Origin of the sequence: Sphingomonas sp. UV9, from assembly GCF_004101245.1 — a bacterium.
In the GTDB taxonomy this organism is placed as follows: Bacteria; Pseudomonadota; Alphaproteobacteria; order Sphingomonadales; family Sphingomonadaceae; genus Sphingomonas.
In genome coordinates, this window is record NZ_SCIN01000002.1 from 133,916 (window position 1) to 159,441 (window position 25,526).

Sequence of the window (25,526 nt, forward strand, 5' to 3'; positions counted from 1 at the left end):
CAAGTTTATGGGGATATTCCGGCCTGGCGACTCGCGACGTCAACACCAAGAGACCGCCAGGTCCGGATTGTTAGACAGGCTACCTGTCCGGAGCGGATATGTATCGGCTCCACGCTTACGCGTGGATTCGTTTTAACACACCTGTCTCCGGGCATCAAGCCGATCCTTGGAGGCACTATGTCTAAGAGAAAAGGCGGGCCGGACATACGACGGTTCCCGCAAACCAGCGTCGTAAAGCGCAAGGGACTTCAGCGTCCACCAAAGCGTAACTGAAATACGGTCGTCGCCCTCGTGTTCGGGGGCGGCGGCCATTTCCGGAGATCCATGAACGATGACGAAGATCGATATCCTCGGGACGACGCCGTTGGTGTCCCTGGCGAGGGCTTTCGCGGCGGCGACCTCGGTTCCTGCCGGAAAGAGCATGTCCCGTGATGAAATCGCCGTCGCAATCGGTGCAAGACCTGGAACGGGAGCCGCGAACAACCGAGTGGTCGCGGCGCGCAAGTTCGGGCTCGTCGCGCGGGAACGCGGCGGCAAATACTTCCTTACTCCACTCGGCAAGCGTCTGTCGCAATCGCCCGACAGTGTGGAGCTGATGGTCGAAGCAATACGGAAAGTGCCAGTCTTCGAGGCACTTATGGATCGGCACCCGGAAAACCTGCATGCAGTCAAAGATGAGGAGCTGGTCCAGGACGCGATGTCGTTGGGGGCAACCCCCGAAGTCGCCGCACGGATCGTCAGGCTACTGAAAAGCTCCCTGGTATTCGCTTCGGGGGGCGAGCCAACCCCGTCGACGTCCACCGAGAACACCGGGGCGGCGAAGGAGGCCTCAATTAGCGATACTGTGGACGAAGGACAGGTGGGGCCGGCCAATGAGAAAACGTCCACGCTGCATGGAACGGGCGAGCACGATCGAAGCAGGACCGGACTCGCAGGTCACCCCCTCATCGAAGCCTTGTTGTCGCAGGCTCCGGCCCCGGGGTCGGATTGGGAAAAGGACGCTCGCGGTGACTGGATCGTCGCCTTGGACGCCATGCTGGCACTCATCTATCCTCCTCGACGGTGAAGCTGAAAAGGCAGTGCAGGCTCGTGTCAGGTGACCACATTCTGCTTCGTCAGATTGGCCAATGCTTGGGGACGGACAATTTCCGCACCCGGCGGAATGCTGGGTCAGGCCTCAAACCCACCTGCCTTGCGTAGTCCCGCGCCGACATCCCCGCCGGAGCTGCTGCGACCGACGGGGCGGGTTCAGCCAAGATGTCCAAATATCTTTCCGTGCGACGGCGTGACTGCACGGGCGCCTGACGTATTGATCTGGCCGAGATTGGGAGCCCCGAGCCTTCGTCGATACGTCTGGAAACGTGTCGACGTCTTGGAAGCCCCCGGGGCGAACGCGATCGGAACGACGCACAGTGCGACGTTGACCCCGAGCACCGTATCTCAATCCAGCTTTTCCAGTATCCGATCCACTAGCGACTTCGCCGCGATCCGGTTGGCCGAACACTGGTAGGTGGTCGATCATCTCCTGAGAGATGGCACGCCTTTCGTCAGGCAGGCGATCAAGGGGCGAGGGCGGTTGTTCGGTGCCCCTCCTGGCCATTTCTTAGAGTCAGGAGACAGTGTTTGCATCGGCGCCCGGCAAGTCCGCATCGCGCGCCCGGCAATGTGTCGATAAATTGCTTCATTTTCAGCACCTTGCCCGATGGCTTCATAAGGCTGAAAAACTCTCCCGCGGAATGCCCGAAAAACGGGGTTGGCGTCATTCTGCAACCTCTCAGCACGTCAGACCTGCATTAATTAATACTCTAATGAGTTTGACATCGGCGCGACGGGCATAGCATATGCTCGCTGACGCGACGCAGAGCGCGACCAGCAGAGAGGGTGACGAATGCGCAAGTTCCTACTGTCGGCGTCGGTGTGCGCCATGATGAGTGCCGGTACGGTCCACGCTCAGGATATCCCCGCGACGTCCGGCCAGACCACCGACCCTGCGGCTGCGGCTGAATCCAGCGATCAAGACCCTACCGATGGTGACATCGTCGTCACCGCCGAGCGTCGCTCGACAAGCCTGCAGCGCACGCCCGTCGCCGCTTCGGTGCTGACCGGTGAGGATTTGGTGCGCAAAGGCATTAACGGCGTCGAGCAGCTCCAGTTCGCGACGCCGTCGCTGACGGTCAACACGGCGGGGCAGGGCAACGCCTTCAACATCCGGGGCATCGGCAAGACCGAACAGTCGAGCTCGATCGGTGTTGGCGTCATCACCTATCGCGATGGCGTTGCCACGCTGCCCGGCTATTTCCAAACCGAGCCCTATTACGACATCGCAAGCGTCGAAGTGCTGCGCGGGCCGCAAGGGACCTTCGCCGGTGGCAACGCGACGGGGGGCGCGGTGTTCATCACCGAACAGAACCCGATGACCGATGCGGTAGGTGGCTACGCGCTGGCGCAATACGGCAACTACAACAACATCAAGCTGCAGGGCGCGCTGAATATCCCGAGCGGCGATACACTCGCGATCCGCTTCGCCGGCAACCTGGAACACCGCGATACGTTCTACAACGTGTCCGGCCCTTGGACGGGCAATCCGGGGGACCGCCGCGACTATAGCGCGCGCGCGAGCATCCTGTGGCAGCCGACATCGCAACTGCGCGTGCTGCTGAAGGGCGACTACAACAATATCAACTATGGCGGCATCCCCGCAGGTCGAGCGACCGACACTGGCGATCCACTCGACGTCGCGAACAACGCGCCGCTAGCCGGTGGGGACGAGTTCGGCCGCGTCGTGCTGAACGCCAGCTACACCACCGACGGTGGCGTCGTACTGCGCTCGATCAGCGGGTTCCAGCGCGGGACCACGCACGTGTCATCCGACGCCGACGGCACCGCAGCGTCCGGCACGCCGGCCAACCCCGCAGTCAACTTCCGCGCGAACATTACGGAAGAGATCTGGAGCCAGGAGCTCAATATCGTTTCGCCTGATACCGGCCCCTTCACTTGGGTGCTGGGCGGCTTCTATCAGCACGACAATATCGTCATTCCGGCCAATGGCGGCTATATCGTCGACAACACTCCCAATGCGATCAATCCGCTGGTGTTCGACACCACGCTCGAAGGCAGGAACCCCAAGACCGCGCTCGCCGGGTTCGGCCAGGTGGGCTACGAGATCACCCACGGCCTTCAGATCCAAGCCGGTGCGCGCTGGTCGCGGACGACGTCCGCGAACGATGCCGTCGCGCGGGCGACACTGCCGTTCCTCGCCAATCCGATCCTGACGTTGGTGCAGAACGATAAGACAATCGACAAGAAGGTGAACGGCAAGGTCGCGCTCAACTGGACGGTCGACCGCAACAATTTCTTATATGCCTTTGTCGCCACCGGCGCCAAGGCGGGCGGGCTCAACGGTCCGAACGTCAATGGCATCACGCCGCGCGCGTTCGATGCGGAGGACGTCACCGACTATGAGGTCGGCTACAAGGGCACTTTCCTCGATGGGCGGCTACGTACGCAGCTCGGTGCCTATTACAGCGAGTACGAGAAGTATCAGATCAGCATCGTCGATCCGGCGACACCGAGCATCTCTTCGATTTTCAACGTGCCCGGCAAGACAAAGCTGTATGGTGTCGAGCTGTCAGCGCAGGGCAGCTTCGGTCCGATCCGCGTCGATCTTGCGACATCGGTGTCGAACTCGAAGCTCGGGACCTTCTACGCGATTGATCCACGGCTCGGTACCGGGGCGGCGCTCGTCTGCAACCCCGCGATGGGACCCGCCTCGGCACGATGCATCGAGCTGACGGGCAGCGAGCAGGCCTATGCGCCCAAGTTCACCCTCAGCGCTGGCGCGCAATATGCGATCCCCCTAGGCGAAAGGGTGACGCTGACCCCCCGCGCCGATTATGCGCACATCGCATCGACCTTCGGTTCGCTATTCCAGAACACGGCTCTCGGTGACCGGCTCGAAGCTCGCAACATCGTCAACGCGCAACTGACGCTCGCGACTGGCGACTGGTCGGTCGCGGGCTTCTCGACCAACCTTGGCGACCAACATTATGTCGCCGCGATCAACGGCGTACGCCGCCTGGCCGGTGCGCCGCGTCAGTACGGCATCCGCGTCAGCCGGTCGTTCTGATGGCGGGGGAGGTCGAGATGGCCGCACGGCCGAGCCGCTACGCTTGGTTGGTGCTTGGCCTCCTGTGCTTCGTATATGTGCTGAACTTCCTCGACCGCCAGCTGCTGTCGATCCTGGCCAAGCCGATCCAAGACGAGTTGCATATCACTGACGGGCAGCTTGGCCGATTGGGCGGCCTGTATTTCGCCCTGTTCTACTGCATCCTCGGCGTGCCCGTGGCGTGGCTCGCCGATCGCGGCAACCGCGTGCGCGTGCTGACGATCGCTTGCGCGCTGTGGAGCGCGGCGACGATCGCCTGTGGCGTGTCGGTCAATTACGGCCAGCTGGCAGCGGCTCGAATGAGCGTCGGCATCGGCGAGGCGGGCGGTGTGCCGCCGTCCTATTCGGTGATCTCGGACTATTTTCCGCCACACCGGCGCGGACTGGCATTAGGACTGTTCAATCTCGGTCCGCCGCTCGGTCAGGCGCTGGGCGTCGCGTTCGGTGCCAAGATCGCGGCAGCGTATGACTGGCGCCTCGCCTTCATTCTGCTCGGCGCGGCCGGGCTGATCGCGGCGGCTGCGGTTTGGGCTTTCGTCCGTGAGCCGAAGCGCGGCGCGACCGATCTGCCCCGGCAGGTCGTCCAGGACGGCGAGGTGCCGACCTTCGGTTCGACGCTGAAGCTCTTTTCCACTCGCCCCACCCTCACTCTGGTTTCGCTCGCGGCGGGCGCCACGCAGTTCGTCACCTATGCCACGCTCGGTTTCACGACGCTGTTCCTGATGCGCGAGAAGGGCATGACGCTCGACCAGATCGCGATCTGGTACGCGCTCGTGCTGGCGATCGGGGTCAGTGCAGGCATCTATTTGTCGGCGCGACTCATCGATCGCCATGCCGCGGCTCAGCCGGAGATCTACGGCACGATGCCGGGCTATGCGCTGCTGCTCGCGGTGCCGTTCTTCGTCGGTTTCGTATGGGCTCCGAACTGGCCGCTAGCGATGGCGTGCCTGATCGGCCCGACCTTCCTCAACTATTTCTACCTGACCCCGGCGGTCGCGCTAGTCCAGAACGCAGTTGCGCCGCGGCAGCGCACGCTTGCGGGGGCGGTACTGCTGCTGATCATGAACCTGATCGGCCTTGGACTCGGACCTACATGGCTGGGCGCCGCGAGCGACTGGTTCAAGGCCAGCAACCCGGGCCATTCGCTTCAACTGGCCTTCTACACGCTGGTGCCGTTCTACTTCATCGCCATCGCGCTGCATTTCGCGCTCGCGCGTGCGCTGAAGCGTGAACGCATCCTAAACCCGACGGAATGACATGACCCCTGGATCGATGCAGCCATATGCGCTGACGCTCGACAAGTTCCTCGACCACGCCGCCAAATGGCATGGGTGTGCCGAGGTCGTGACCGGCGGCGACGGGACGTCCGAACGGGTCGACTATGCGGTTCTTCGGGCCCGCGCGAACCGGCTGTCGGGCGCATTCGCCGCGCTGGGTCTGCGACGGGGGGACAACCTCGCGACGCTCGCGTGGAACAGCCAGGCGCATATGGAATGCTGGTACGGCGCGGTCGGCATCGGCGTTGTCTGCCACACGCTGAACCCTCGGCTGTCGGCCGCGCATCTCGCCGGCATGATCCATCAGGCGCAGAACCGCGTGATTGCGGTCAGCCCAGGCCTAGCCCCGCTGGTCGAGGACCTCGTCGCCGCCTGCCCGACGCTCGCGCACGTCGTGTTGCTCGGCGAACCCGGCGCCGATCATCCGTCGCCGTCCTTAGATGGAGTCCGCATCTGGCGCTTGAACGAGTTGCTTGATACTCACGGCGCACCAATGCTTTGGGGCGACTTTGAAGAGACCGTGCCGGCCGGCCTCTGCTTCACCTCTGGGACCACTGGCGCACCTAAGGGCGTGACCTATACGCATCGCTCCAACTACCTCCAGACGCTGCACTTGCTGCAGGCGGACGTGATTGGGTTGCGGGCATCCGATAGGGTACTGGTCGCCGTACCTATGTTCCACGCCAATGGCTGGGGGCTGGCCTTCGCCGGCCCGGCGACCGGCGCGCGGCTCGTGTTGCCCGGCCGCAACCAGGATGGCGCCAGCCTCGCGCGCCTGATCGACGAGGAGAGCGTCACAGTTGCGGTCGGCGTTGCGACGGTGTGGCTCGGGCTCATCGATCACCTTGAGCGGACCAGTAGCGACCTCCCTTCCCTCCAACGCGTGATCCTCGGCGGATCGTCGGTCCCGCAGGCGCTGATGGACCGCATCGAGCAGCGATTGGGCGTCACCGTGCAGACCAGCTGGGGCATGACCGAGCTGTCGCCGCTCGGTACGATCATGCCTGGCGACGCACCCGTGCGCAGTTCCGCCAAATCCGGCAAGCCACCGATCGGCATCGATCTGCTGCTGACGGACGAAGCCGGCGTGCCGCTTCCCGAACAACGCGGGCAGGAAGGCCGCCTACATGTACGCGGCGCGAGCGTCGTGGAGCGTTATTTCGGCGCGGCCGATACCGCGCTAGACGTCAATGGCTGGTTCGACACCGGCGATCTCGCGACGATCGACGCCGGCGGCAATCTCAGCATCTCTGGCCGCACGAAGGACCTGATCAAGTCGGGCGGCGAATGGATCAATCCCGGCGAGATCGAGGCCATCATCGGCGCGCTGCCGGGCGTGGCGCTGGTGGCGGTCGTTGGGCGGGCGCATCCCAAATGGGGAGAGCGGCCGGTGCTGGTGGTGGAAGCCCGGAAGGGTGCCGACCTGACCGACGAAACGCTGCGCACCGCTCTCAAAGGCCGAATAGCGAGCTGGTGGCTGCCCGATGCGATCATTCGCGTAACCGCGATGCCATTGGCAATCACCGGTAAAATCGACAAGATGCGCTTGCGGGCGGAGCACGCGTCCGTCCATGCGGGCAAGGAGCCCGTAGAGGTGCGCTGAAGCCCTCCGCACGATTTGGGGAATTGCATGAAGGACCGCGCGGCGCGAGCGCCGAAACAGTCGACGACCAAGGCGGACCAGCGCGCCGCCATGATGGAGCAGATTTTCGACGCTGCCGAAGAACTATTCTCTCGCCATGGTCTTTACGGCGTGACGCTGAAGGAGGTCGCGCAGAAGGTTGGCGTTCATCAATCGCTCCTGCATTACTATTTCAAGGATAAGAAAGAGTTGTTCGACGCGGTGATCGCGAGGCGGGCGCCTGTGACGATCGAGCGGCGTCTGGCTGCACTCGATGCCTACGAAAAGCATGCGGCAGGCGCGATTACCGTCGAGGGCGCGTTGCACGCCTATCTCGACGTCGACCTCGAACTGCACGGGGGCGGCGACGAGGGCTGGCGGAATTACGGCCAGCTAGGTGCGCAGATGAGCAACACCGCCGAATGGGGCGCCGAACTGATGGATACGCACTTTGACGCGGTCGTCTTGCGGTTGATCGACCTGCTTCAGCAGGCCTTGCCGGACTGCCCTCGCGATGATCTGTTCTGGGGCTATCACTTCGTTACCGGCGGACTGATGCTGACGCTTGGCCGAACCGGTCGCATCGACAAGCTATCGGGCGGACTGTGCCGATCGGACGACTTCGAGGCGGTGAAGGAACGCATGGCGCGATTCATGGCGGCCGGTTTCCAAGCGACCTGCGCGGCGCGCGTGACGGAACTCCGAGGGCGAGAATGACGATTATGCTGCGGGCGATGGTAGGCTGATGGCGAATGCGTTCGGTCTGGCTATCGCGCCTGCCGCGGCAGAGTAGCGCGCGGGCGCGTTGGGGCGACCGTGGACCGAACCGTCGGCGGTACCGTCCAGCGTCGCGACCCAATCCGAACGTCTCTGCGCTGTTTACTAAGTACACTGTGGCTGGACGACGACCGCGTCCGCCCAATGTCGCGCGTCATCCGGTCATGCTGGAAACGGTGCGCACCGCGCCCGATGCGCTGTCCGTGCACTATAGAGGCTCGATGCTTAGCGGACGTCGTTGGCAGCCTGCCACGCAGCGACGCGATCGACCGCGTCGCGACGCAGTGCACCGTAGAACATGCCGTAATCGTTGAGATGATAGCTGCCAAAAATCAGGCTCAGCTTGTCCGAGAAGGCCGAGGTTTCGGACCACGGCACGTCCACTTCGAGCAGGGAGGCGCGGCAGACGGCGCCAGTCAGGTGCCGTGTCAGCGGCGGTAGTGATTTGGCGGCATGCCCGAAGGGCGCTGTCGGGAAGGGCAGGCTGCCGGGATTGGCTTCGGCCTGCGCCGCGCCTGCGCGCCGCCCGGTCAGCGGGTTGACGCAGACGGCATCGGGCTTGCCGTCGACGACGAGAGCGCCGCGCCACCAATAGGTCTTGCCGTCGACGATCATCCGCGCACCGCTGCGGCCGGTCTCGCTGGTATTGTAGGATAGCACGCAGCCAGTCTGACGCGCATCGTCGCAGACCGGCAGGCCAACCGCGCGCAGCGTATCGGGGACATAGCCGCCGATCAAATAGGCCGCGACCAACTGCCGCTTGAGCGGTGTCTTCAGGATTTCCTCCTGCAGAAGCCGGATCGCGTGCGCAGTGCCTTGGCTGTGCGACGCGATGATGAATGGGCGGCCGTGATTCTGATGCGCGACATAATTGCGGAAGGCGCGCGCAATATCGCCATAGGCGATCTCCATTGCGGCCGGCGTCTTCAGCGCCGCAAGCGTCGCCTGGCGATAGCGCGGCGCATAGAGGCGGCAACAACCATTGAACGCGCTCACCTGGCCGAGCAGAACTGCAGGATAGAGCGGCGCAGCGGTATCGGAGGCATCGAACCGCGCGTTCCACACCGGGCTGCCACTGAAGGTGGTCGGATGCACGAAGAACACGTCCGCCGGCGCGGCGCGTTCGTCGACTGCACGCATACCGGGCGGCGTGGAACGCTCGAGCCCGTCGCGTCCAGGAAAGGCCAGCCAAGCCGCACGCGCCGCATAATCCGGGGCCGGCGGTGGCGTGCTCGCCGCGAAGGGCGTTGCGGGACCGCGCATGCTGACGACGAAACCCCAGCCGCCGATCGCGGTGAACGTTGCCAGCAGCAGCACGACGACGGCGCCGAAACAGCCGAACCCGAGCCGGATCCAGCGGCGTTTCGGCGCCGACCGCCATGCAACGGTCACAGTCGGTTCGCTCGCGCGTGCGCCGCCAGCGTACGCGCGCTCGGCTTGAGGGTCCGCTTGAACGTCTTGCGATCGACCGCGACCAGCCCGAACTGCTTGGCATAGCCCGAGGTCCACTCGAAATTGTCGAGCAGCGACCAGTATAGGTAGCCCTTCACGTCGATCCCGTCAGCGATGCACTTGGCGACCTCGGCAACCGTGTCGTTGATGAATTTCACGCGAACCGCATCGTCGGTGGTGCCGATACCGGTCTCGGTCAGATAGATCGGTCGACCGATATGCTCTGCGGCGTAGCGTAGGCAGGCGCCGATCGCGTGCGGGTAATTCTCGTATCCCATGTCGGTGAGCGGAACGCTGCCGTCGGGCGGCAACAAGCCCTTGTCGCCGATGCGAAGCCGCGAATAGGTCTGCACCCCGACGAAATCGGATTGCCGCGCCGCTTCGATCCAGCCGCCGTACATGGTCTCCTCTGCCTGTGTGGCGCGATTGTTGGGGCCGACGCCTTGAATTTCCTGCATCGACAGCGTCACGCCCACCGGGAAGTTGCCGGGGCCGGCCTTGATCGCCGCCTGTCCCTTGATGTGCGCGTCGAGCATTACCCTGCTGATCTTCTCGGGATCGCCGAACAGCATCGCCGAGAATCGTGGCGAATTGGTGCGCCGCGCCGCCGCGGCGATCATCGCACGCGCGTTTTCGGCCGCAGCATCGCTCGCGAACCGTGGCAGGACCTTGCGCAGCAGGACTATGTTCGCCTCGTTGAAGGTCGAGGCCATGCCGATAAGCGGCCCGAGCTTCTCGGTCGCGCGCGCGCAGAAGCGTGCGAACAGGTCGGCGCCGTCCGCCACTTCGAAACCGCCGCGCATGGCGAACCACAATGGTACGGTGAAATGGTTGTAGGTGACGATCGGCAGCAGCTTGCGCGCGTGGCATGCCTCCAGCACACGTACATAGTGGTCGAGCACAGCCTCGGAAAACATGCCCTCGACCGGCTCGATACGCGCCCATTCGATGCCGAAGCGGTAGCAGTTGAGCCCGAGGCTCGCGGCGATATCTAGGTCCTCCTCGTAGCGATCATAGCTGTCGCAGCCATCGCCCGACGGATCCTTGAACGCGGTCGGCGTGATCGTTTCGAGCAGCCAGCTATCCGACGCGGTGTTGTTGCCCTCGCTCTGGTGCGCCGAGATCGCGGTGCCCCACAGGAAATCCTTCGGCGCCGCCCGCGCGGCGGTCGTCGTCGTGGCGGTACCGCCGACGGCGAGCAGGCCTGCGGCACCGGCAACGATCTGCCGCCTAGTTGGATTCACGCCCATCTTCATTCTCCCGTCATCATGCAGCATGGTTCGAAGTCCCATCACGGTGTTGGGGTCGCTGCCCATTTCTTCACGGCATCCGCCATCGCCACCGCCTTGGCACGCTCCTGGACCGGCTGGAGACGCCTGGCCTCCGTCTTCGCACCACCTAGTGCGAGGTAGGTGGTCGGCAGGCTCGTCGCGCCGGGCCAGCGCGGCGCACCGTCCCCGTTGGGATCGCCGGTCGTCGCGAAGCGGACCCAATAGTCGCCCGTCATCTTCGCGACGGCGGTATCCCGCGCATCCCAGCGATCCCCGACGGGCTTGGTGCCGAACACATATTGCATCTCCTCGCCATGCCCGGTCCCGGACGAACCCGCGCGCTGATCGATGGCCACCTGATCGAAATAATAGACGAACGCCTTGTTGCCGTTTGCCGCATGCCGATCGGCTATCGCGAAAGAGGGCAGTACGAACCCTGCATCCTCGGCGAGGTCGATAGCGGCGGTGGCGGCCGGTTTACCGGTCATCGCGACATAGCCTCGCAGCAACTCGGGGAAGTCGTTTCCGAGTAGCGTCTTCGCCGCCGCCTCTGTCATCCCGCCCAGCGTTGATTCGTTCGAATTGCCGCCGATGAGTAGCGGAATCCGCATCTCCTCGTTGTGGTAGAACGGATCGCCGGGGCTACGCGTGACGACCTTGCCGTCGATGAACGGGAAGGCGCGACCATTCTTCACCACGTCCGCCAGCGGGATCGCGCGAAGCTGCGCCGCAGTCACGGACTTGAGGCCCAGGCTGTCAGTCCACATCTCGCCGACCTTCTCGGCATTGAGCGCGCCGCCGCGGATCGGAAACAGCGCGCTGCTGCCCGATCCAGATTCCGAGACCGCCTTGTGGAACAGGCCCTCGGCGGCTGGCGACCCCATCAGGATCTGAATGCTGCCCGCACCAGCCGACTCGCCGAACACCGTCACGTTGCCGGCATCACCACCGAAACCGGCGATATTGCGCTTCACCCACTTGAGCGCCGCGATATTGTCCATGATGCCGTAATTGCCGAGTAGGCCGCTCGGATCTTCGCGGGTCAACGCCGGGTGCGCGAAGAAGCCGAGCCGGCCGAGACGGTAGTTGACCGTGACGATCACAGCGCCGCGCTGCGCCAGCGCCCCTCCGTCATACAGCGGCACGCTCGCTCCGCCATAGGTGAACCCGCCGCCGTGGATGAAGACCATCACCGGGTATTTGCCGGCGCGCGTGGGTCGCCAGACGTTGAGGAACAGGCAGTCCTCGCTCTGGGAACCGACCTGCGCCCATGGCTCCTTGTGCTCGGGCCCCTGTGGGCAGGCGGCACCGAAACCACGCGCTTCGCGCACGCCGCTCCATGGTATCGGCGGAAGTGGCGCCTTCCAGCGCAGGTTGCCGGCCGGTGGTGTGGCGAAGGGAATGCCTTTGAAGACCGTGAGCGGCCCTTCGAGCGTGCCCGCGACCGAGCCCGTCTCGATGCGTACGGGTGCAGACAGCGCCTGGGCCGATGCGCCACCGGCGAGCGCGCCAGCTAGCGCCATCGCAAGCAGGAAGCGAAACATCATGAAATCCATCTCCTTCGATATGCGTCCCGTCGAGCCCGCCCGCGATCCGTCGTCGCATCGCTAAAATACTGGCTCATAAACTAGTCAACGCGCGCTTCGACTTGCAGCGAGGGGCTGATCCGCGTCAGCCAGATCGCATCGATTCCTAGCCAACGGAACTCGTCCAAGAGCCGGATGATGCCGTTGAGATGGCCGATCCGTCGCCGCCCCCATCTTCGAAACTGCGCGAATGGATCCCGTAGAGGACGGCGCCGGATCACCAGGACGACGCGGGTCGGGCCCACGACTGCGTCTGGATTTGGGGGGACGCGCTGCCCAGCAGCAGCGCCACGCAGACGGATCGGACATGTCGGTAGGCGCCCATGCTATGATCCGGTTCAAAACCGGTAGGTTCCGCTCAGACCGATCGTCCGGACGGAATTATAGCCCCAGGACTGCTGGATGGAGGGTACGCGGCGTAGGACCGTATCGAACGAATCGTACGCGATGAAAGTCGGTATCCGCTTGTCCGTGCAGTTCTTGCAGAAGATCGAAACCTCGAACGCGTCCGACGTCCGCACGCCGATGCTTCCGCCCAGCATGTCGTACGCGCCCAGCCTCGTCAGCGGCGAGCCGTTCGACGAAAAGTTCACGGAAGAGCGGTGCGCCCAGTTTCCCTCGACGAACGGCGTCCAACGACCGATCGCCGGCGCCTCATAGACGACCTGCAGGCTTGATGAGAAACGGGCGGATGCCGGCGTGCGGAGACCTGCTGCATCGAAGGTGCCGTTGGGCAGGCAGTTCGGTTGGCCAAGATAGCAGGCTGCGCCCACGAAGGACCTGAACCGGGAATCGAGCCATGTCGCACCGGCGTTGAGCGTCACGCCGCGCAGCGGCCGGGCGTTGGCCGTGATCTCTACGCCCTGCGACCGGACCCGGCCGGCGTTCCGTGTCGCGACCACACCGCTTGCCACGTCGAGCGCCTGGACCTGGAAGCCCTTGAACAGCTCACGGAAGGCCGACAGGTTGAGCCGCAGGCGACGGTCGAACAGCGTCGACTTCAGGCCGAGTTCGATGTCGCCTACGGTTTCGGGGCCTATGACGAGATCCTGGCCGACCTGGGCGAACATCGTATTGAACGACGGTCCCTTATAACCGCGGCTGTAGGTCGCGTAGGCGGTGATGCCAGGCGTCACGTCATATTGCGTGCCGAGCTTCCAGCTGAAATCGGTGTTGCTGTATGTCTGGCGCGCAGGTGGCGTGCGCGGACCGAGCGTGATCTGGTAGGGAAAGCGGTTTTGACGCGTGTTAAGCGTGATGCGGTCATTGGTGACGCGGCCGCCAGCGATCAACTGGAGTTCCGGCGTCACGTGATATTGAAACTGGCCGAAGCCCGCGAGGCTGCGCAGCGTCTGGCGATACAGGCCGTCGCGGCCGACATAGTTCGGGACAGCAGTTCCTGCGGAGCCTTGCAGGATAACGTCCGCTTGGAGCTCCGAGTAGAAGCCGTAGGCGCCGATCTGCCCGTCGATGGGACCCCCAGGCGCCAAAGCAAGACGCAGCTCGTTCGAATATTGATCGTACTGCGATTGATTGGTGTTGATATTGAGAAGGTTCGCGGAGGTGCCGTCCGTATCCAGATTGAGATCGAGATCGAATCCGCGCCACGCGGCGATATTGCTCAGTGTCAAACGCTCGCCGATTTCCTGGCTGGCATTTATCGAGATGCCATAGGTATCGACGCTGCGCGACATGTCGGCATCCGCGCCATATCGCAAATTTTCCGGCCCCGGAACGACGCCGTCGCGCCCCGACAGAGCTGGCGCGATCGCACCGTTCGAAGGTGCGGCGCGGTAGGTGCGATCGAAGATGCCGCCGATGCCGCGTTCTCGGCTATAATCGCCGATCGCATAGATGCTCGTTCCATCGGTAGGCTCGTAGAGGATCTTCGCGCGGATTGCGGTGCGCGTCTGGTCCTGTTCGAGACGGTCGGGCGATCCCGCGACATGCTGCGCGATCGGGTTCTGCATCGAATGCAGCCCGTTCACGCGAATGGCCAGATCGCTGGAGAGCGGTAAATTGATCATTCCGCGCGCGATGATTCCGAAACCGTCACCGGGCACCGTGTCACGTTCGTTAAGTTCGATGTTCGCGCTGCCTTCGATGCGGCGCAGGTTCGGCCGGTTGCTTACGATGTTCAGCAGCCCGGCCGAGGCGTTGCGACCGAACAGCAATCCCTGCGGCCCCTGCAACACCTCGACCCTTGCAATGTCGTCGAGGATGCCGTTGCTCATGAACAGCGGCACACCAAGCGATACCTCGTCGACCGCGACCCCGACGCTGGAGTCGATGTTGGCGGAGAACACGGTGCTGCCGACCCCACGGATCGTGAAGGAGTTGTCGCCCCCCGTCTGAAAGCCGGGGACCGCCGCCGTCAGCTGCGTAAGATCGTAGATCTTGCGTGATTGGAGATCCTCTCCGCTGACCACAGCGATGGAAACCGGAACAGACCGCAGATCCTGGCGGACACGCTGCGCGGTTACGACGATCTCACCCACGGCCTGATCATCGGCCGGCGAGTTCGACGACGCGGCTTCGGCTCGATCGGAAGAGGGCGTTCGCTGGGCGTCTGCGCGCGATGGCTGCGCGACCGCCGCGGTGCCGGCCAAGAATAGAGCTGCCCAACGACCATTGATCATGATGTCCTCTCCCGCCGCGACGTCCGTCGCGTTCGTGTGCGCGTCGTTCCCGGCCAGTCGTAACAAAAGGCCTTCGCTTCGCTTGCATACGAGACGTGACAGATCGTGTTGGCGAGTCAAGACTAATTAATACATCAATGAACATTGTGGAGATCGCAAGGTTGCTGCCGCTTGACTGACGGCGACGCAGTCTCGACGGAACAGCGTCGGCTACGCGACAACGCGGGCGCGACAGCGATCATGGCACCGACCTCGCTTTTGGAGGTCGCCGAGGAACTGAAAGTCGAGACGGGCGACGCTCTGCTCATCAGGGCGCGAGTGGCTCTATCGGGCATGTCGAGGTAATCTCGCCAAGCTATCAGGTCCCGGAGCGCTGGCCATCGCGTTGGGGGAGGATGAGGTGAAGGCAGCGGGTGGTCTAAGCGCCGACGTCGCCATGGCCGGGAAGTCGTCGACGCCGGTACGGCTGCTTGGGCGCTCCGCCAGACAGGCTTACAAATTGCTCCCCTTCATTGCCGATCCAAGGCTGGAGGTCGCGATCCTGTCCGTTCGCGAGGTGGACGCATTGCATAGTCGCGAGCGGAAGAGACATCGTCGGTGATCGACATCCGCCTCGAACGTATCAGGCGGTGTTCGCCTGTCGGAATTCGTCCATAAGCCGGTCGATTGCGAGAGCTCGTTGCGAGGAAAAAGAGGCTAGAGCTTAAGGTTGCGTCGTTGCATTTCCGCCGCTGCGGCATCGCCAAGGGGCGTACGTGCACCACTGGGAAAGATGTCCGCCAGATCGAGCAGATCCTCGTCATTGAGTGCGGCGATCGACGCATGGATTGTGCCAAGGCAGGTCACAGCGCGGGCGCCCTCCTCAGTCATCCGTTTCAGACGTGTCTTCAGCATTTGCGCGCGATAGCAGGGCGCGCGGTCAAATGGCAGTGCTCGGCTCAGGCGCATGGAATAGGCGACTGGCCTGGGGTTCGCATCCACGGCTCATCGGCCAAATTTGTTTGTTCCGGGACCGGTACCGCTGAGCCATCCCTAAAATGGCTGCGTCCCGCGAGGCGCCGATCATCCGGAACGTCGTCCGAGTCGCTCGCAGTCTGTCTGAACCGACCCGGGCCAGCTAGCGCCTTGGTTTGTGAGTGACGCCGCCATATCGATGTTGGCTGCCACCGCATGATATCGATGTTCGGCTTCGGCCGGCGTTCATAAGGCGCCTTTGCGAGCGCATCCAGGACGAAGCTGTCATTTGCCGTCCTAATGACACACCATCCGATGATCCGGCGGGCATGGATTTGATGACGGAGGCGACGTAGACGAACCCCGCCCAAGTCGCGACGTAGGTCGAGTCCGAAACCCACAGCATGTTCGGCGCTGGCGCAAAGAACGCCTGGCTGACGTAAGTGTGCGCGCACGGCGCAGTTTCATCGCTGACGGTCGCGCGCACCGGCTTGTCCCGGATGGACCTGACGTTCCGCCGCCTCATAATCAGCCTCCGTGCCTCGATCCGCGACGATGCCCAAAAATTGCTGCCGGTAGTTTTTCCAGCCTTCGTTGCGGAAGCCGCGAACCTCGTTCGTAAGATCGAACATCATGTTGGTGTACTCGGGAGTGATGCTATCCCAAGCGGCCTCGCGTTACCGGCAGACCAGCCTGGCAATACGCACGGCCTCGTCCGCTGCATCAAGAACTGCGGCCACGCCTCTGACGACCTGCTCGAACCGCACGAGATTCTCGATCTCGCGTTCCACGCCCGGAATGGCCGCCGACACGGCATGAGCATGCTTTGCAATCTCCTGCGTCTGCGCAGCCAGCAGCACTCGGCCAGTTGCCGTCGCACGAGCGTTCACCTCTACTATCTGGTCCGAGATGGCGGCGATTGTCGCAGCAGTGGTCGCCGTGTCGATCAACGCCTCCAACCGGCGAACCAGTGCGATCAGGTCGCGATGCATGGCGGCGAGGTCTGGGTTCGTTGCAGCGCCTTCGTTATCGTTTCGGCCTTCCGTCATCTCCGCTCTCCTGCCTTTTCCATCGCGCGGTAGGTTGCCTCGGTGCGCGTAACGCGGTCGTTCACATCCTTGAGCACCTCATCGAATGGCCGACGCGATCCGGCCGCGGCCGCGGTGTGCGCGTCGGCGAGACCAAGCAGCGATGACCGCAGTCCGGCAATTGCGGCGAGTTGTGCGTCACGTTTGTCGACGCCGGCGAGATAGTCGGCGACGATTTGTCGCTGTCGGGAGTCCGATTTTTCGGTCGCAGCGACTGCGTAGGTCCGCTGGTACGCGGAGAGCGCGGCGGTCCAGTTTGACGCCACGGTGCCGCGAAGACCTTCCGCATCGCTGTTGCCGACCGCATCGGCCATTGCGACCAGCAGTCTTCGCACGTCCGGATCGGTGCGCCGGAGTATGTCGCGCGCACTCGATTGCGCCTTTAGATCGACCAGGGCACCTGCCAACGCTGCGAAGCCGGCACTGATACCGGGATCGAAGCCGGCGTCCGTCGATCCGGAATTCAGCTGAGTGCCGAGCTGTCTGAAAGCATCCGTCTGCATACCCCCACGGCCAGAGCCGGTGAGCGTGGCCAGCAGGTTGCCATACCGGGCTAGATCGCCGAGGGCCGTCCGCCATCGCGCGGCGACGTCCACTGGAACTGCAGGTGGGAAGCGTCGCTCTGTTAGACCAATCGTACCGGACCTGACGAACCGATCTACCTCGACCGAGCGGGCCAGGCGATTGGCTTCGGTGAAGGTCGCGCCCACGTCGGTCTGCAGTCCTGTCGCAGCGCGTCCGAAACCGTTGAGATCTACGGATGGCGTCGTCACGCATGCCGCCGTCAGCAGGACAGGTAGAAGGGCAGCCGTCGAGGTCCGCGTCGATAACCAGGTAACCCTCATTCCGCACATCCTAGGGCAGACGACAGTTCGGAAAAGGACCGATTTGCTAACCGGGGGAACAGCTCGAGCCGAGACCGGAGTTCCACATCATCGAGCGATACTGTCGTCGAGCAGTAATCGACGCTTCGCGGTGTTGCTGTGTCCATGACGAACGCGGCCAGTCTGCCGTCCTGCGTCACGACCACCTTCCAGTATCCAGAGGGGACGCGGTGGCGCTCGTCGCTTCTCGGCAGCGGCGCAAGGACGCGTTCGAACAGCGGGCCTGTTAGGACGTAGACCGCAATATTCTCCTTGCGGGCAAGGTCATTCTCCCTTGCCTCAAGCCTCTGCCACGCTCCCTGGTTTAGGGCGGACCCCTGAGGAGTGATGTTCGAGAGGATGTTTGTGTCGGCGGCAAAGGGGGTGCCGGACAGGCCCGCTAGTGGGGCTTGGTGTCCACGATCGATGCCCAGCGCGTGTGGCGCGCCCTCGTAGTCCTCCGGCTCGAGCGTCTCCTCAGGAAGCAGCCATGGGTCCGCTACCCATTTGCGTTCGCCGGACGGACCGATGGAGGCCGGTGTGACGCGATATGCCACCCAGTCGGCCATCTTGGTCAGATCGTTGGAGGCGAGCGTGTAGATTTCACGCACGATTATGTCGTCGACGCCGGCCGCTCCGAGCGGGCAACCGTGAAGGCAGTGGAACGTATGAAGCTCTGCCTGACCGGCGATGCTCGGCGTCGCCATCGCGACCCCGCATGCAGCCACAGCCAGCCATGACGCTCCGAGACACCGCAGCCGCCTGGCTTTCGACGATCGTCCATATCCTGTCACGAGTAGAAGTCCCGGAAGAGCTCGTGCCTCCGCAGGGCGTCAGGGCGGTAGGGCCCGTCGCATCCCTGGCGAGGCACGCTCTCGAGCGCGAAGCGTTCCGACACGCTGCTATGCATTGTGGCAGTGTCCTTCGGATCGCGCTCCTTACCCTTCCAAGTTAACGATCTGATGTATCGGCGAAGAAATCCGGGGGTGCGGCTTCGCACGGTGTCGGACATGCCCGCGATCTCGTCGTGTTGCACGCCGTTTGCGCCCGGGAAGATACGAATGCGGCTTCGGTCGACGATCAAAGGACCGGGAACGGAACTCGCTTCCTCAAGCATCCAGCCCAGCGCGATGTCCGAAAGCCTGGATTCGGCCTCCGGATAGCTGCCGCCGATATCCGAGTGGTTGCCAGCAAACCACATCTGTACGAATGGCTTGGGCTCGCCTTCGACTTCGGGACGGGCGTCAACGCCCTTGCCGGGTCCCCACGGCACGCGCGGAAAGTCCGCTCTGTTCTCATCTATCGCGATGGCATGTCGAGCGTAGACCACCTTCCGGCCAAGGAGCTTGTCATAGTCGCGCCCGCTCCACTGCGCCAAGTGGAACGTCCTGCGGCTTCCCGGCAAGGACGGCTTGAAAGTCTTTAGAGCGGTTCGGAAGTACATCCACCCGCCGCCAATCGCGATCAGCACGGTGGAGCCGACGAACGAGGTCAACCAGCCGGTGCCAACCAGCCAGTGGAGGAGAAACGCGGCAGCAGCGGCCGTTACCAACGTCAGCAGAGCAAGAGCGGCAGAAAGTACCAACCTCAACGGCCCCTTGGCGCCAAGCGATGCTACGGTGTCGAACACGCCAATGAAGTAGGGTGCGACGTTCGCCTCGCCATTGGCGTCCGACCCGTGTTCACTACGGAAGCGGCGGGCAAGTTCCTCTCGCTCGGCCTCGTACTTCCCCCGTGGATAACCCGCACCGTGCTCGGCCACCCGTATGACAGCGTGATCGGCGACTTCCCTTGCCCGAAGGCGGAAGCGGGGTAACTCTCCATCGGGGGTTTTGGTGGGAACGCCGCAGAGACGCAGCACCGTGGCCAAGCTGCGAGCGGTGTACGCGCCGCGGCTGAAGCCAAAGAGCCATACACGATCGCCCGGTCGGTAGTGATTGATGATAAACTCGTAGCAGTCCGCAATGTTGGTCGTAATCCCTCGGCCCGTCACTGACGACAGAAGCTTCGCCACCCACCGGCGGGCGGAAGTGAAGCCGGTCGCGCCGGCGTCCGTCCCCAAGCCCGGATCGTAGAACACGACCTGCTCCTGCGGATCGATCTCGTTGTCGGGACCCGACCTAGTGGCGCGGTACATCTTGAAGATGTTGCTCATCCGCTGCTCGGGCCGGACGCCGCCGTCCTGACCCGTGCCGTCGGAGAAGATCACGATGTTCTTCGTCACCAGTATGTGCCCCCAAAATATAGACGCCTGTTCATGCAGCCGGTCCATTGCCCTATGCAGCTGTACAATCCCGTAGCCACGAGCGCCGTCAACAACCTTCCGTCAAGCGAAGCATGATCGGGCATCGTTGAAGGCAATAGGCGTGCATAGCCTCGATTTGACTGGCAATCGTGTGGAACGTCAGGAAGCAACGGCCTCGAGATGCGTAATGATCATCAGTCGCTAGATGGCGTGACCCCCTCGGTTCAGGGAGCTTCGCCTGGATTTTTGGGAAAGTCTGCGCGGATTATCGATCAAGTCGTTGCCAACTTGACAGATGGAGACCCGGCGTTGAACGAGCGCGAGAGGCAAGGTAGTGCCCGTGGATGGGCTTTGGGATCACGACCGACAGGACGATAGCGGCGCTGTCCGTTGCGGCGACGCTACTGGTTGGTTGGATCACGTTGAACGCGACCGTAGACATGGCTGCCTGGGGTGGCATCCCCCCGAAGAGCCTCGAAGCAAACTACATCGGACCGACGGATCCGCTTAGCGACCTGTCCCCGCGCGATGCGGCGGTCGAGGTTCGAGTGCTGAGCGACGGCAAGCCGGTGCGCAAACTTCGCGTCGTGCAGGCTACGCTCGAGAACACTGGAGCGACTCCCATATTGCCGGCCGACATGGTGGAGCCCCTATCCATCCGAGCGGAGAAAAACTGGAAGATCGTTGGCATCGCCAATCAGCCGCTCCTGAAGGAGACGGCGCCACAACTCAAATGGACTCGCGTCGATGACGGCGTATTCAAGTCGGAGCCCGCGCTGATCAACCCTGGCGACATGGTCTGGGCCACCGTCTACCTGTCCTGGACGGGAGAGGGAGAGCCGCCTCCAACAACCGATCAGGCGGTTTCGTGGCTGGCTCGCATCGCGAACCTGCGGGGCATCGCGAACGACAAGAACACTTTGGAGGAGAGCATTCGGCGCAGTGGACCGATCGAGGTGCACCTGTGGGGATGGGGGGTGCCGTTCACCTTGGCATCCTTCGCGATCTACTGCTGGCTGACCGTGCTGCTGCTGGCACGGTTCGGCTTGATGCGACCTGACAGCCGTGCGGGTCTCGCCGCCGTGCCGCTTACAAGCCTTCTCAATATTGCCGCCGCAGAAGCGGGCGCGACATACGTGTTTGGCATCAATCCCATCATTACCGTGCCCACCAGCCACTGGGCAAACCTTCCGCCCATTTTCGCCAACAGCGCGATGATCGTCGGCCTTCTGATCATGGCGAAAGGACGCCCGTCCCTAGAGCGGGCGGACAGGATTGAGTAGCCGTCTGGCAAGCCACGCCTTTGCGCATAGCCTGCCCGCGCGAGCAAACTTCGACTATCGAATGAATAGCAAGATAAGACGAGCGCGAAAGCGGAGGCGCCTCAGTTCGCCAGCATAGACCCGTCATGCGGGAAGGGCAGATTCAGCTCGATGGCCGAAAGCTACGGGTGTCCTTGGGAACGTCTCGCAACGAAGCGCCGCCCGGGACGGCAGAGATTGCCGCAACCATTCGCAATGAGTGTCAAATATAGTCTGGCTCGGGTGCGGCCCCTTCCTCTTTTCCGCCTGGTTGACCTCGCTCATCGACATCCTGAGTCCCCGGCGTCGTTGAGGCTGCCCGCTTTGGTGACTACGCTCTAGCAGATAGCGCCGATCGCAAGCAGCCGTTGTCGGCCATGGCGATCAACGATACGTGACACTTGCTCGAGCACAGAGGGAAGACATGAACGAGGATGACGTAAAGGAGCGGCTGGAGGCGGCACTTGAGTCCCTGGCGCGGATCGAGCACGAGCGCTGGGCGCATTGGCAGCGGTATATGCACTCGAAATCTGAGCTGCGAGCCGACGGCTCGATGCTCGTCCCGGCAGAACTCGTTGCAAAGTGGTCCAAGCAGATCGATACGGCCTACGACGATCTGGATCTGGATGAGCAGCAGAGCGATCAGGACCAAGTCCGACGTTATCTTCCAACCGTGGTCAAGGCCATAACCCGCGATTGAGGCCTACGATTACTAGCCAGTCGCCCCCTGAATCTTGGACAGCTCCGTCCCAGGGGGCAACGACCGTGATGCATTGGCTTAGGCGGAACTGAGGCAGCACGGTACCATCTCGGGCGCCTAGATCAGCCGATCATCCGGTACGGGTGACGGTAGCGGCTGTTGGGACCGCGCTAGTTCGATCGGAACGGCGGCGCCGGCGTCCTGCGCAAGCCATCCCGGCTTCTACAACTGCCCTGCGTCCGCCAGTTCCCAGTAGAACCTGCCCAACGGTGTCAGCAGCACGGTCTCGAAAGCCAGCGCCGTGTCGTACATATCCAGTCCGGACTCGCATCTGAGCAGCTGAGCCACCTGGAGGCGTTTGAACGTCTGAAAAAGTGCGACATGCTCGGGGACTGCGTCAGGGTGTTTCCGTTCGTAGCTGGGCGCCAGCTTATAAACATCGTCGGATTGGGGGAAAAGCCCTGGCAGCTGGCGGAGGATATCGTCCGGGACCGCGGGATAACAACGTCGGATGGGTTCGAGGGATGCCGCGTGGGACTTGTAAATCGGCCGCTGGTCCAAGGCGCCCAGCACAGCCTCCGCGTAAGCGTAGACGGGGGCGGCCGAAACCCGACCGCGAACGTCCGCCGCGCCGCCGTCGAGAGCCCCCAGCACAAGGCGCGTAAAGGCTCCGTGGCCCACTGTCTCCACGGCCTTCTGGCGCGGGCGCGCAGCGGCGAGAATGGTCACGCCCTCCTGCAGACGGGCCTCGTCCTCGAGATTACCGACCATCTCGTCATCGTTTCCCGCCGCACCGGCGTAACAGCAGTCGAGCATGATAAGGACGTTGCGTCTGCTGGCGCGGGCGAACTGATTTGCACGAAGGACGAGTTCGCTCATCGGGAAGCCCGGATCGTGCTGTGTGCTTCCGTGCATCATCAGGTGGCCACCCCACGAGTTCGCTGTACCGTGGCCAGAAAAGTAGAACAGGACGTCAGCGTTGGGATTGTCGAAAAGCCGCTCCAGCGCATGCCTGACATGAGCGGCCTCAACAGCTCCGTCCTTTTCGCTCGTGAGTAACTCACACCTGTAGTTCGGGGAGCGGTCGTCGTTGCGGACGAGGGCGCCCTCGAGTGCTTCCGCATCCGACACGCAGCCGTAAAGCTGGGGCGCAGTCCGGTAGCGGTCAATACCCACGAGGAGGGCGCGACGCATATCAGGCGTTCAGTTGGGAAAGGTGATGGGCTGGAGGCAAATTCTACAACTCCTCCCCATTGCCGATATTGTCGCGGTGCACTGGCACCGGTGGCGCGTTCGTCGCCATGTAAGTCCGCATCTCGCTCCAGCCCGGCTGTGCCAAGAGCTCGGGGTGATCGGCGGCCATCTCCCGCATCACGGCATCGATGGCCGCCGCATTCGGCGTCTGTGGCGCGGCGGGCGCCTGCGGGACGGTGTGGACCATCGGCCCTGCTCCCCTAGTCCTCGGAGGCATTGAAGGCGGACGCCCCGCCCGTAGTTCGTCCAGCAGCGCGTTCGCGATGCGCCCCATCGCCGTCTGACGGGTGCTGACGGCCTCGGAGTAGTCGGTGCCATCGCCGAAGCGTTCCGCGATCAGGTGCAGGACGGAGGTATGGTCCAGCTGCTCGCTGAACACCTTTCCCGCTCCGACGTGCGGCGAGACGAGCAGAGCTGGCACTCTGGGACCAAGCGTTCGAAAGGTCACGTCGCCAACCGTGGTCTCGAGGTCCGGCGGCACCACGTGATCGAAGAAGCCGCCGTGTTCGTCGTAGGTCACGATCATGAGCATCTTCCGCCACCGCGCCTCGTTGCTCGACACGATCTCGTAGATCTCACGGATGAAGTCCTGCCCCCTGGAGATCGGTGCCGGCGGGTGGTCGTCATTCGGATCGGACATGGGCGCATCGGCGTATTCGGGCTCGATGAAGATCACGGAGGGCAGCGGATCGGCTGACTTCCAGTCACGGCGGAACGCCGAGAACCGACGGAACGGGCCTTTTCCGAGCGCGAGCGACTTTACGATCTTGAACGTCCATCGCCGCATCATGATGAAGAACGGCGCGAAGCCGCCCGAGACGTACACCCGCCACGGCACGCCGCGCTCCTCGAGCCAGTCGTAGACGAGCGGCTGGTCGGGAAGACCCGTGACGTTGTCCACCACGCGGGTCACGCCGGACATCGCCATCAGCCGGTTGGCCTGTGTGCCGAGTGGGAGCGGGGTGAACCAACGGTCGCACACGCAGAAGTTGCGCGCGAGAAAGTCGAACGTTGGCACGTCCTCGGCGACGTAGTGCCCCATCACGACGCCAGGATCTGCTGCCTGCTTGTGTGCCTGCATGTACGTCTCGACAAAGCCCCCCATTCGGTCCCGGCCGGGGCCCCTAGGGGCGGTGTCGATCTGGATGCTGATGGCTTCGCGTCCGTGCGGCGGGTCCTCCTTGATCGGCTGGGATCCGGGAATCTGTCGGATCGGGTACTCGGCGCCGCGGGCCAGGTTCGCCCACGGCCATTGCCAAGCCTTGTCGGATTTCAGCCCGTCCACTGGAAGACCCCGGGCGGTCTCGTCCAGACTCAGATAGCCGAGCATATGATCGAACGACCTGTTCTCGAGCATCACGAAGACGATCGTGTCGATATCCTTGATCGCCATTCCAATTCCCTTGGTCCTTGAGTGCCGCGTCCGCCGCTGCCTGAGCCTCCCGTCAGAGGCGGGGCAGCCCTTGCAACGATCTCTTCCTTCCATCGTACGGCTATCTGACATGGGTAGATCAAGCGAACACATCCCAAACTCACGTCAACAGTCCCGCACGCGGCATCATCGATCTCCGATTACGTCCCCTTTCAGCGCTGCCCGAGATCTGCGCGGAGGTTTGCGTAAAATTCGCCGGTGGATCGGATGCGGGCTACGCCTTCGTTGAGAATTCTACTCTTTTCCGTGAAACTCCGCTGTGCAAGTTTTGACGCTCGCGCGTAGGCATCGATGTCAGCATCGGTCCGCAGATATGGCCATTTGCGTAGGAATTCCGGCGGTAGACCCGTGCCGTTCGAGAAGGTCGCGAGCGGGAAGTCCTTTTCGGTCGCAACGCCGATTTCCCAAGGGACCCACTGAGAATGACGGGTCGTATCCGACACGATCGCGAGAAGCTGGGTGCACTTGCTCATCTGCGACTGGATGTGGGTGGCAAGGTCTTCGCCCCTCTGTCCGATGTACGGATCGATGACATCGAGGTAGCATGCAATCCCGTGATTTTCACGCAGGCGCTTCTCGATCCGTGCGGCAACTGCCGCGTCTGCCGACTGGTGGGAGAGAAACACCTTCACCATGCTAGATCACTCGTTCTTGAAGTTGTCGATTGAGGGCGCCGAAGTCAGCGTGCGTTGCCGGCAGAGATCCCAGACTCGAGCGACGGCCGAAATCCAGATCCAAACGATTGGGGTTCGGGCAACGTGCATTGCGGCGGGTCGTGCATTATCCCCTCGTGTGGCGCAATCAGGCTGCTGACAGGGAAGCAGCCGTTCTGAATGTATTCCGAGACGGACTTGGCCAGCGACGTGCTTAGCCCACCCTTGCCGCATAACCGCCCCAAGAC

General features: G+C 63.1%; 20 protein-coding genes and 1 pseudogene. 7 read left to right on the forward strand and 14 right to left on the reverse strand.

The features are described 5' to 3' along the window. The first annotated feature begins 331 nt into the window (after nucleotides 1-331). The 5 genes from EQZ23_RS06920 (at nucleotide 332) to EQZ23_RS06940 (ending at nucleotide 7,780) form a co-directional block, all read left to right on the forward strand. Nucleotides 332-1,066 (forward strand): hypothetical protein, encoded by a 735-nt coding sequence (locus EQZ23_RS06920; RefSeq protein WP_128453750.1) that lies wholly within the window; start codon nucleotides 332-334, stop codon nucleotides 1,064-1,066. A gap of 822 nt (nucleotides 1,067-1,888) precedes the next feature. Then, the gene (locus tag EQZ23_RS06925; protein ID WP_128453751.1) at nucleotides 1,889-4,126 is read left to right on the forward strand and encodes a TonB-dependent receptor plug domain-containing protein; all 2,238 of its coding nucleotides are present in this window, start codon (nucleotides 1,889-1,891) and stop codon (nucleotides 4,124-4,126) included. 17 nt (nucleotides 4,127-4,143) lie between these two features. Then, a complete protein-coding gene (locus EQZ23_RS06930; RefSeq protein WP_240663394.1) occupies nucleotides 4,144-5,421 on the forward strand; it encodes an MFS transporter in 1,278 nt (425 codons plus the stop codon). 1 nt (nucleotide 5,422) lies between these two features. After that, nucleotides 5,423-7,045 (forward strand): AMP-binding protein, encoded by a 1,623-nt coding sequence (locus EQZ23_RS06935; protein WP_128453753.1) that lies wholly within the window; start codon nucleotides 5,423-5,425, stop codon nucleotides 7,043-7,045. Nucleotides 7,046-7,072: 27 nt separating this feature from the next. Continuing rightward, nucleotides 7,073-7,780, forward strand: coding sequence for a TetR family transcriptional regulator (locus EQZ23_RS06940; RefSeq protein ID WP_240663396.1), 708 nt, complete (start codon nucleotides 7,073-7,075; stop codon nucleotides 7,778-7,780). A gap of 285 nt (nucleotides 7,781-8,065) precedes the next feature. Here the strand turns inward: EQZ23_RS06940 and EQZ23_RS06945 are convergent, their stop codons facing one another. From EQZ23_RS06945 to EQZ23_RS06990, 11 genes and pseudogenes are all read right to left on the reverse strand, one after another. Further along, nucleotides 8,066-9,232 carry a DUF3089 domain-containing protein gene (locus EQZ23_RS06945; RefSeq protein ID WP_128453754.1) on the reverse strand — a complete coding sequence of 389 codons (1,167 nt, stop codon included), beginning with the start codon at nucleotides 9,230-9,232 and terminating at the stop codon, nucleotides 8,066-8,068. Then, entirely contained in the window at nucleotides 9,229-10,542 is a 1,314-nt protein-coding gene (locus tag EQZ23_RS06950; RefSeq protein WP_128453755.1) for a family 1 glycosylhydrolase, read from the reverse strand. The genes EQZ23_RS06945 and EQZ23_RS06950 overlap by 4 nt, the downstream gene beginning before the upstream one ends. A gap of 41 nt (nucleotides 10,543-10,583) precedes the next feature. Then, complete coding sequence (locus EQZ23_RS06955; protein ID WP_164913403.1) at nucleotides 10,584-12,110, reverse strand: carboxylesterase family protein; 1,527 nt, start codon at nucleotides 12,108-12,110, stop codon at nucleotides 10,584-10,586. Nucleotides 12,111-12,487: 377 nt separating this feature from the next. After that, the gene (locus EQZ23_RS06960; RefSeq protein ID WP_128453757.1) at nucleotides 12,488-14,788 is read right to left on the reverse strand and encodes a TonB-dependent receptor; all 2,301 of its coding nucleotides are present in this window, start codon (nucleotides 14,786-14,788) and stop codon (nucleotides 12,488-12,490) included. 696 nt (nucleotides 14,789-15,484) lie between these two features. Then, complete coding sequence (locus tag EQZ23_RS06965) at nucleotides 15,485-15,682, reverse strand: hypothetical protein (protein ID WP_128453758.1); 198 nt, start codon at nucleotides 15,680-15,682, stop codon at nucleotides 15,485-15,487. A 296-nt stretch (nucleotides 15,683-15,978) separates the two neighbouring features. Continuing rightward, nucleotides 15,979-16,244 (reverse strand): annotated as a pseudogene (locus tag EQZ23_RS20230) (DDE-type integrase/transposase/recombinase); the annotation flags it as partial. Further along, nucleotides 16,207-16,377 (reverse strand): hypothetical protein, encoded by a 171-nt coding sequence (locus EQZ23_RS06970; RefSeq protein WP_206364200.1) that lies wholly within the window; start codon nucleotides 16,375-16,377, stop codon nucleotides 16,207-16,209. The gene EQZ23_RS06970 and the pseudogene EQZ23_RS20230, both read right to left, overlap by 38 nt. A 42-nt stretch (nucleotides 16,378-16,419) precedes the next feature. Beyond that, the gene (locus tag EQZ23_RS06975) at nucleotides 16,420-16,791 is read right to left on the reverse strand and encodes a hypothetical protein (RefSeq protein WP_128453759.1); all 372 of its coding nucleotides are present in this window, start codon (nucleotides 16,789-16,791) and stop codon (nucleotides 16,420-16,422) included. Further along, complete coding sequence (locus tag EQZ23_RS06980) at nucleotides 16,788-17,603, reverse strand: hypothetical protein (RefSeq protein ID WP_128453760.1); 816 nt, start codon at nucleotides 17,601-17,603, stop codon at nucleotides 16,788-16,790. Before EQZ23_RS06980 ends, EQZ23_RS06975 begins: the two co-directional genes overlap by 4 nt. A 68-nt stretch (nucleotides 17,604-17,671) precedes the next feature. Next, nucleotides 17,672-18,400, reverse strand: coding sequence for a DNA/RNA non-specific endonuclease (locus EQZ23_RS06985; protein WP_128453761.1), 729 nt, complete (start codon nucleotides 18,398-18,400; stop codon nucleotides 17,672-17,674). 83 nt (nucleotides 18,401-18,483) lie between these two features. Continuing rightward, the gene (locus tag EQZ23_RS06990) at nucleotides 18,484-19,965 is read right to left on the reverse strand and encodes a DUF2235 domain-containing protein (protein ID WP_206364201.1); all 1,482 of its coding nucleotides are present in this window, start codon (nucleotides 19,963-19,965) and stop codon (nucleotides 18,484-18,486) included. 317 nt (nucleotides 19,966-20,282) lie between these two features. Here EQZ23_RS06990 and EQZ23_RS06995 point away from each other — a divergent pair, with 317 nt between their 5' ends. Continuing rightward, the gene (locus EQZ23_RS06995) at nucleotides 20,283-21,221 is read left to right on the forward strand and encodes a hypothetical protein (protein ID WP_128453762.1); all 939 of its coding nucleotides are present in this window, start codon (nucleotides 20,283-20,285) and stop codon (nucleotides 21,219-21,221) included. 442 nt (nucleotides 21,222-21,663) lie between these two features. Then, nucleotides 21,664-21,939 (forward strand): hypothetical protein, encoded by a 276-nt coding sequence (locus EQZ23_RS07000; protein WP_128453763.1) that lies wholly within the window; start codon nucleotides 21,664-21,666, stop codon nucleotides 21,937-21,939. Nucleotides 21,940-22,161: 222 nt separating this feature from the next. Here the strand turns inward: EQZ23_RS07000 and EQZ23_RS07005 are convergent, their stop codons facing one another. From EQZ23_RS07005 to EQZ23_RS07015, 3 genes are all read right to left on the reverse strand, one after another. Further along, entirely contained in the window at nucleotides 22,162-23,133 is a 972-nt protein-coding gene (locus tag EQZ23_RS07005; protein ID WP_128453764.1) for a caspase family protein, read from the reverse strand. A gap of 43 nt (nucleotides 23,134-23,176) precedes the next feature. After that, nucleotides 23,177-24,586, reverse strand: coding sequence for an alkaline phosphatase family protein (locus EQZ23_RS07010; RefSeq protein ID WP_128453765.1), 1,410 nt, complete (start codon nucleotides 24,584-24,586; stop codon nucleotides 23,177-23,179). Between the two features lie 191 nt (nucleotides 24,587-24,777). Then, on the reverse strand, nucleotides 24,778-25,260 hold the full coding sequence (locus EQZ23_RS07015) for a toll/interleukin-1 receptor domain-containing protein (RefSeq protein WP_128453766.1): 483 nt from the start codon (nucleotides 25,258-25,260) through the stop codon (nucleotides 24,778-24,780). Nucleotides 25,261-25,526 lie beyond the last annotated feature (266 nt).

Bases quoted from the DNA above. Each gene is read 5' to 3' on its own strand.
- EQZ23_RS07015 (WP_128453766.1), bottom strand. From the start codon at position 25,260: ATGGTGAAGGTGTTTCTCTCCCACCAGTCGGCAGACGCGGCAGTTGCC.
- EQZ23_RS06990 (WP_206364201.1), bottom strand. From the start codon at position 19,965: ATGGACCGGCTGCATGAACAGGCGTCTATATTTTGGGGGCACATACTG.
- EQZ23_RS07000 (WP_128453763.1), top strand. From the start codon at position 21,664: ATGAACGAGGATGACGTAAAGGAGCGGCTGGAGGCGGCACTTGAGTCC.
- EQZ23_RS06975 (WP_128453759.1), bottom strand. From the start codon at position 16,791: ATGACGGAAGGCCGAAACGATAACGAAGGCGCTGCAACGAACCCAGAC.
- EQZ23_RS06930 (WP_240663394.1), top strand. From the start codon at position 4,144: ATGGCCGCACGGCCGAGCCGCTACGCTTGGTTGGTGCTTGGCCTCCTG.
- EQZ23_RS06955 (WP_164913403.1), bottom strand. From the start codon at position 12,110: ATGATGTTTCGCTTCCTGCTTGCGATGGCGCTAGCTGGCGCGCTCGCC.
- EQZ23_RS07005 (WP_128453764.1), bottom strand. From the start codon at position 23,133: ATGCGTCGCGCCCTCCTCGTGGGTATTGACCGCTACCGGACTGCGCCC.
- EQZ23_RS06935 (WP_128453753.1), top strand. From the start codon at position 5,423: ATGACCCCTGGATCGATGCAGCCATATGCGCTGACGCTCGACAAGTTC.
- EQZ23_RS06925 (WP_128453751.1), top strand. From the start codon at position 1,889: ATGCGCAAGTTCCTACTGTCGGCGTCGGTGTGCGCCATGATGAGTGCC.
- EQZ23_RS07010 (WP_128453765.1), bottom strand. From the start codon at position 24,586: ATGGCGATCAAGGATATCGACACGATCGTCTTCGTGATGCTCGAGAAC.
- EQZ23_RS06950 (WP_128453755.1), bottom strand. From the start codon at position 10,542: ATGGGCGTGAATCCAACTAGGCGGCAGATCGTTGCCGGTGCCGCAGGC.
- EQZ23_RS06920 (WP_128453750.1), top strand. From the start codon at position 332: ATGACGAAGATCGATATCCTCGGGACGACGCCGTTGGTGTCCCTGGCG.
- EQZ23_RS06985 (WP_128453761.1), bottom strand. From the start codon at position 18,400: ATGGCGACGCCGAGCATCGCCGGTCAGGCAGAGCTTCATACGTTCCAC.
- EQZ23_RS06995 (WP_128453762.1), top strand. From the start codon at position 20,283: ATGGGCTTTGGGATCACGACCGACAGGACGATAGCGGCGCTGTCCGTT.
- EQZ23_RS06965 (WP_128453758.1), bottom strand. From the start codon at position 15,682: ATGCTGAAGACACGTCTGAAACGGATGACTGAGGAGGGCGCCCGCGCT.
- EQZ23_RS06940 (WP_240663396.1), top strand. From the start codon at position 7,073: ATGAAGGACCGCGCGGCGCGAGCGCCGAAACAGTCGACGACCAAGGCG.
- EQZ23_RS06960 (WP_128453757.1), bottom strand. From the start codon at position 14,788: ATGATCAATGGTCGTTGGGCAGCTCTATTCTTGGCCGGCACCGCGGCG.
- EQZ23_RS06970 (WP_206364200.1), bottom strand. From the start codon at position 16,377: ATGATGTTCGATCTTACGAACGAGGTTCGCGGCTTCCGCAACGAAGGC.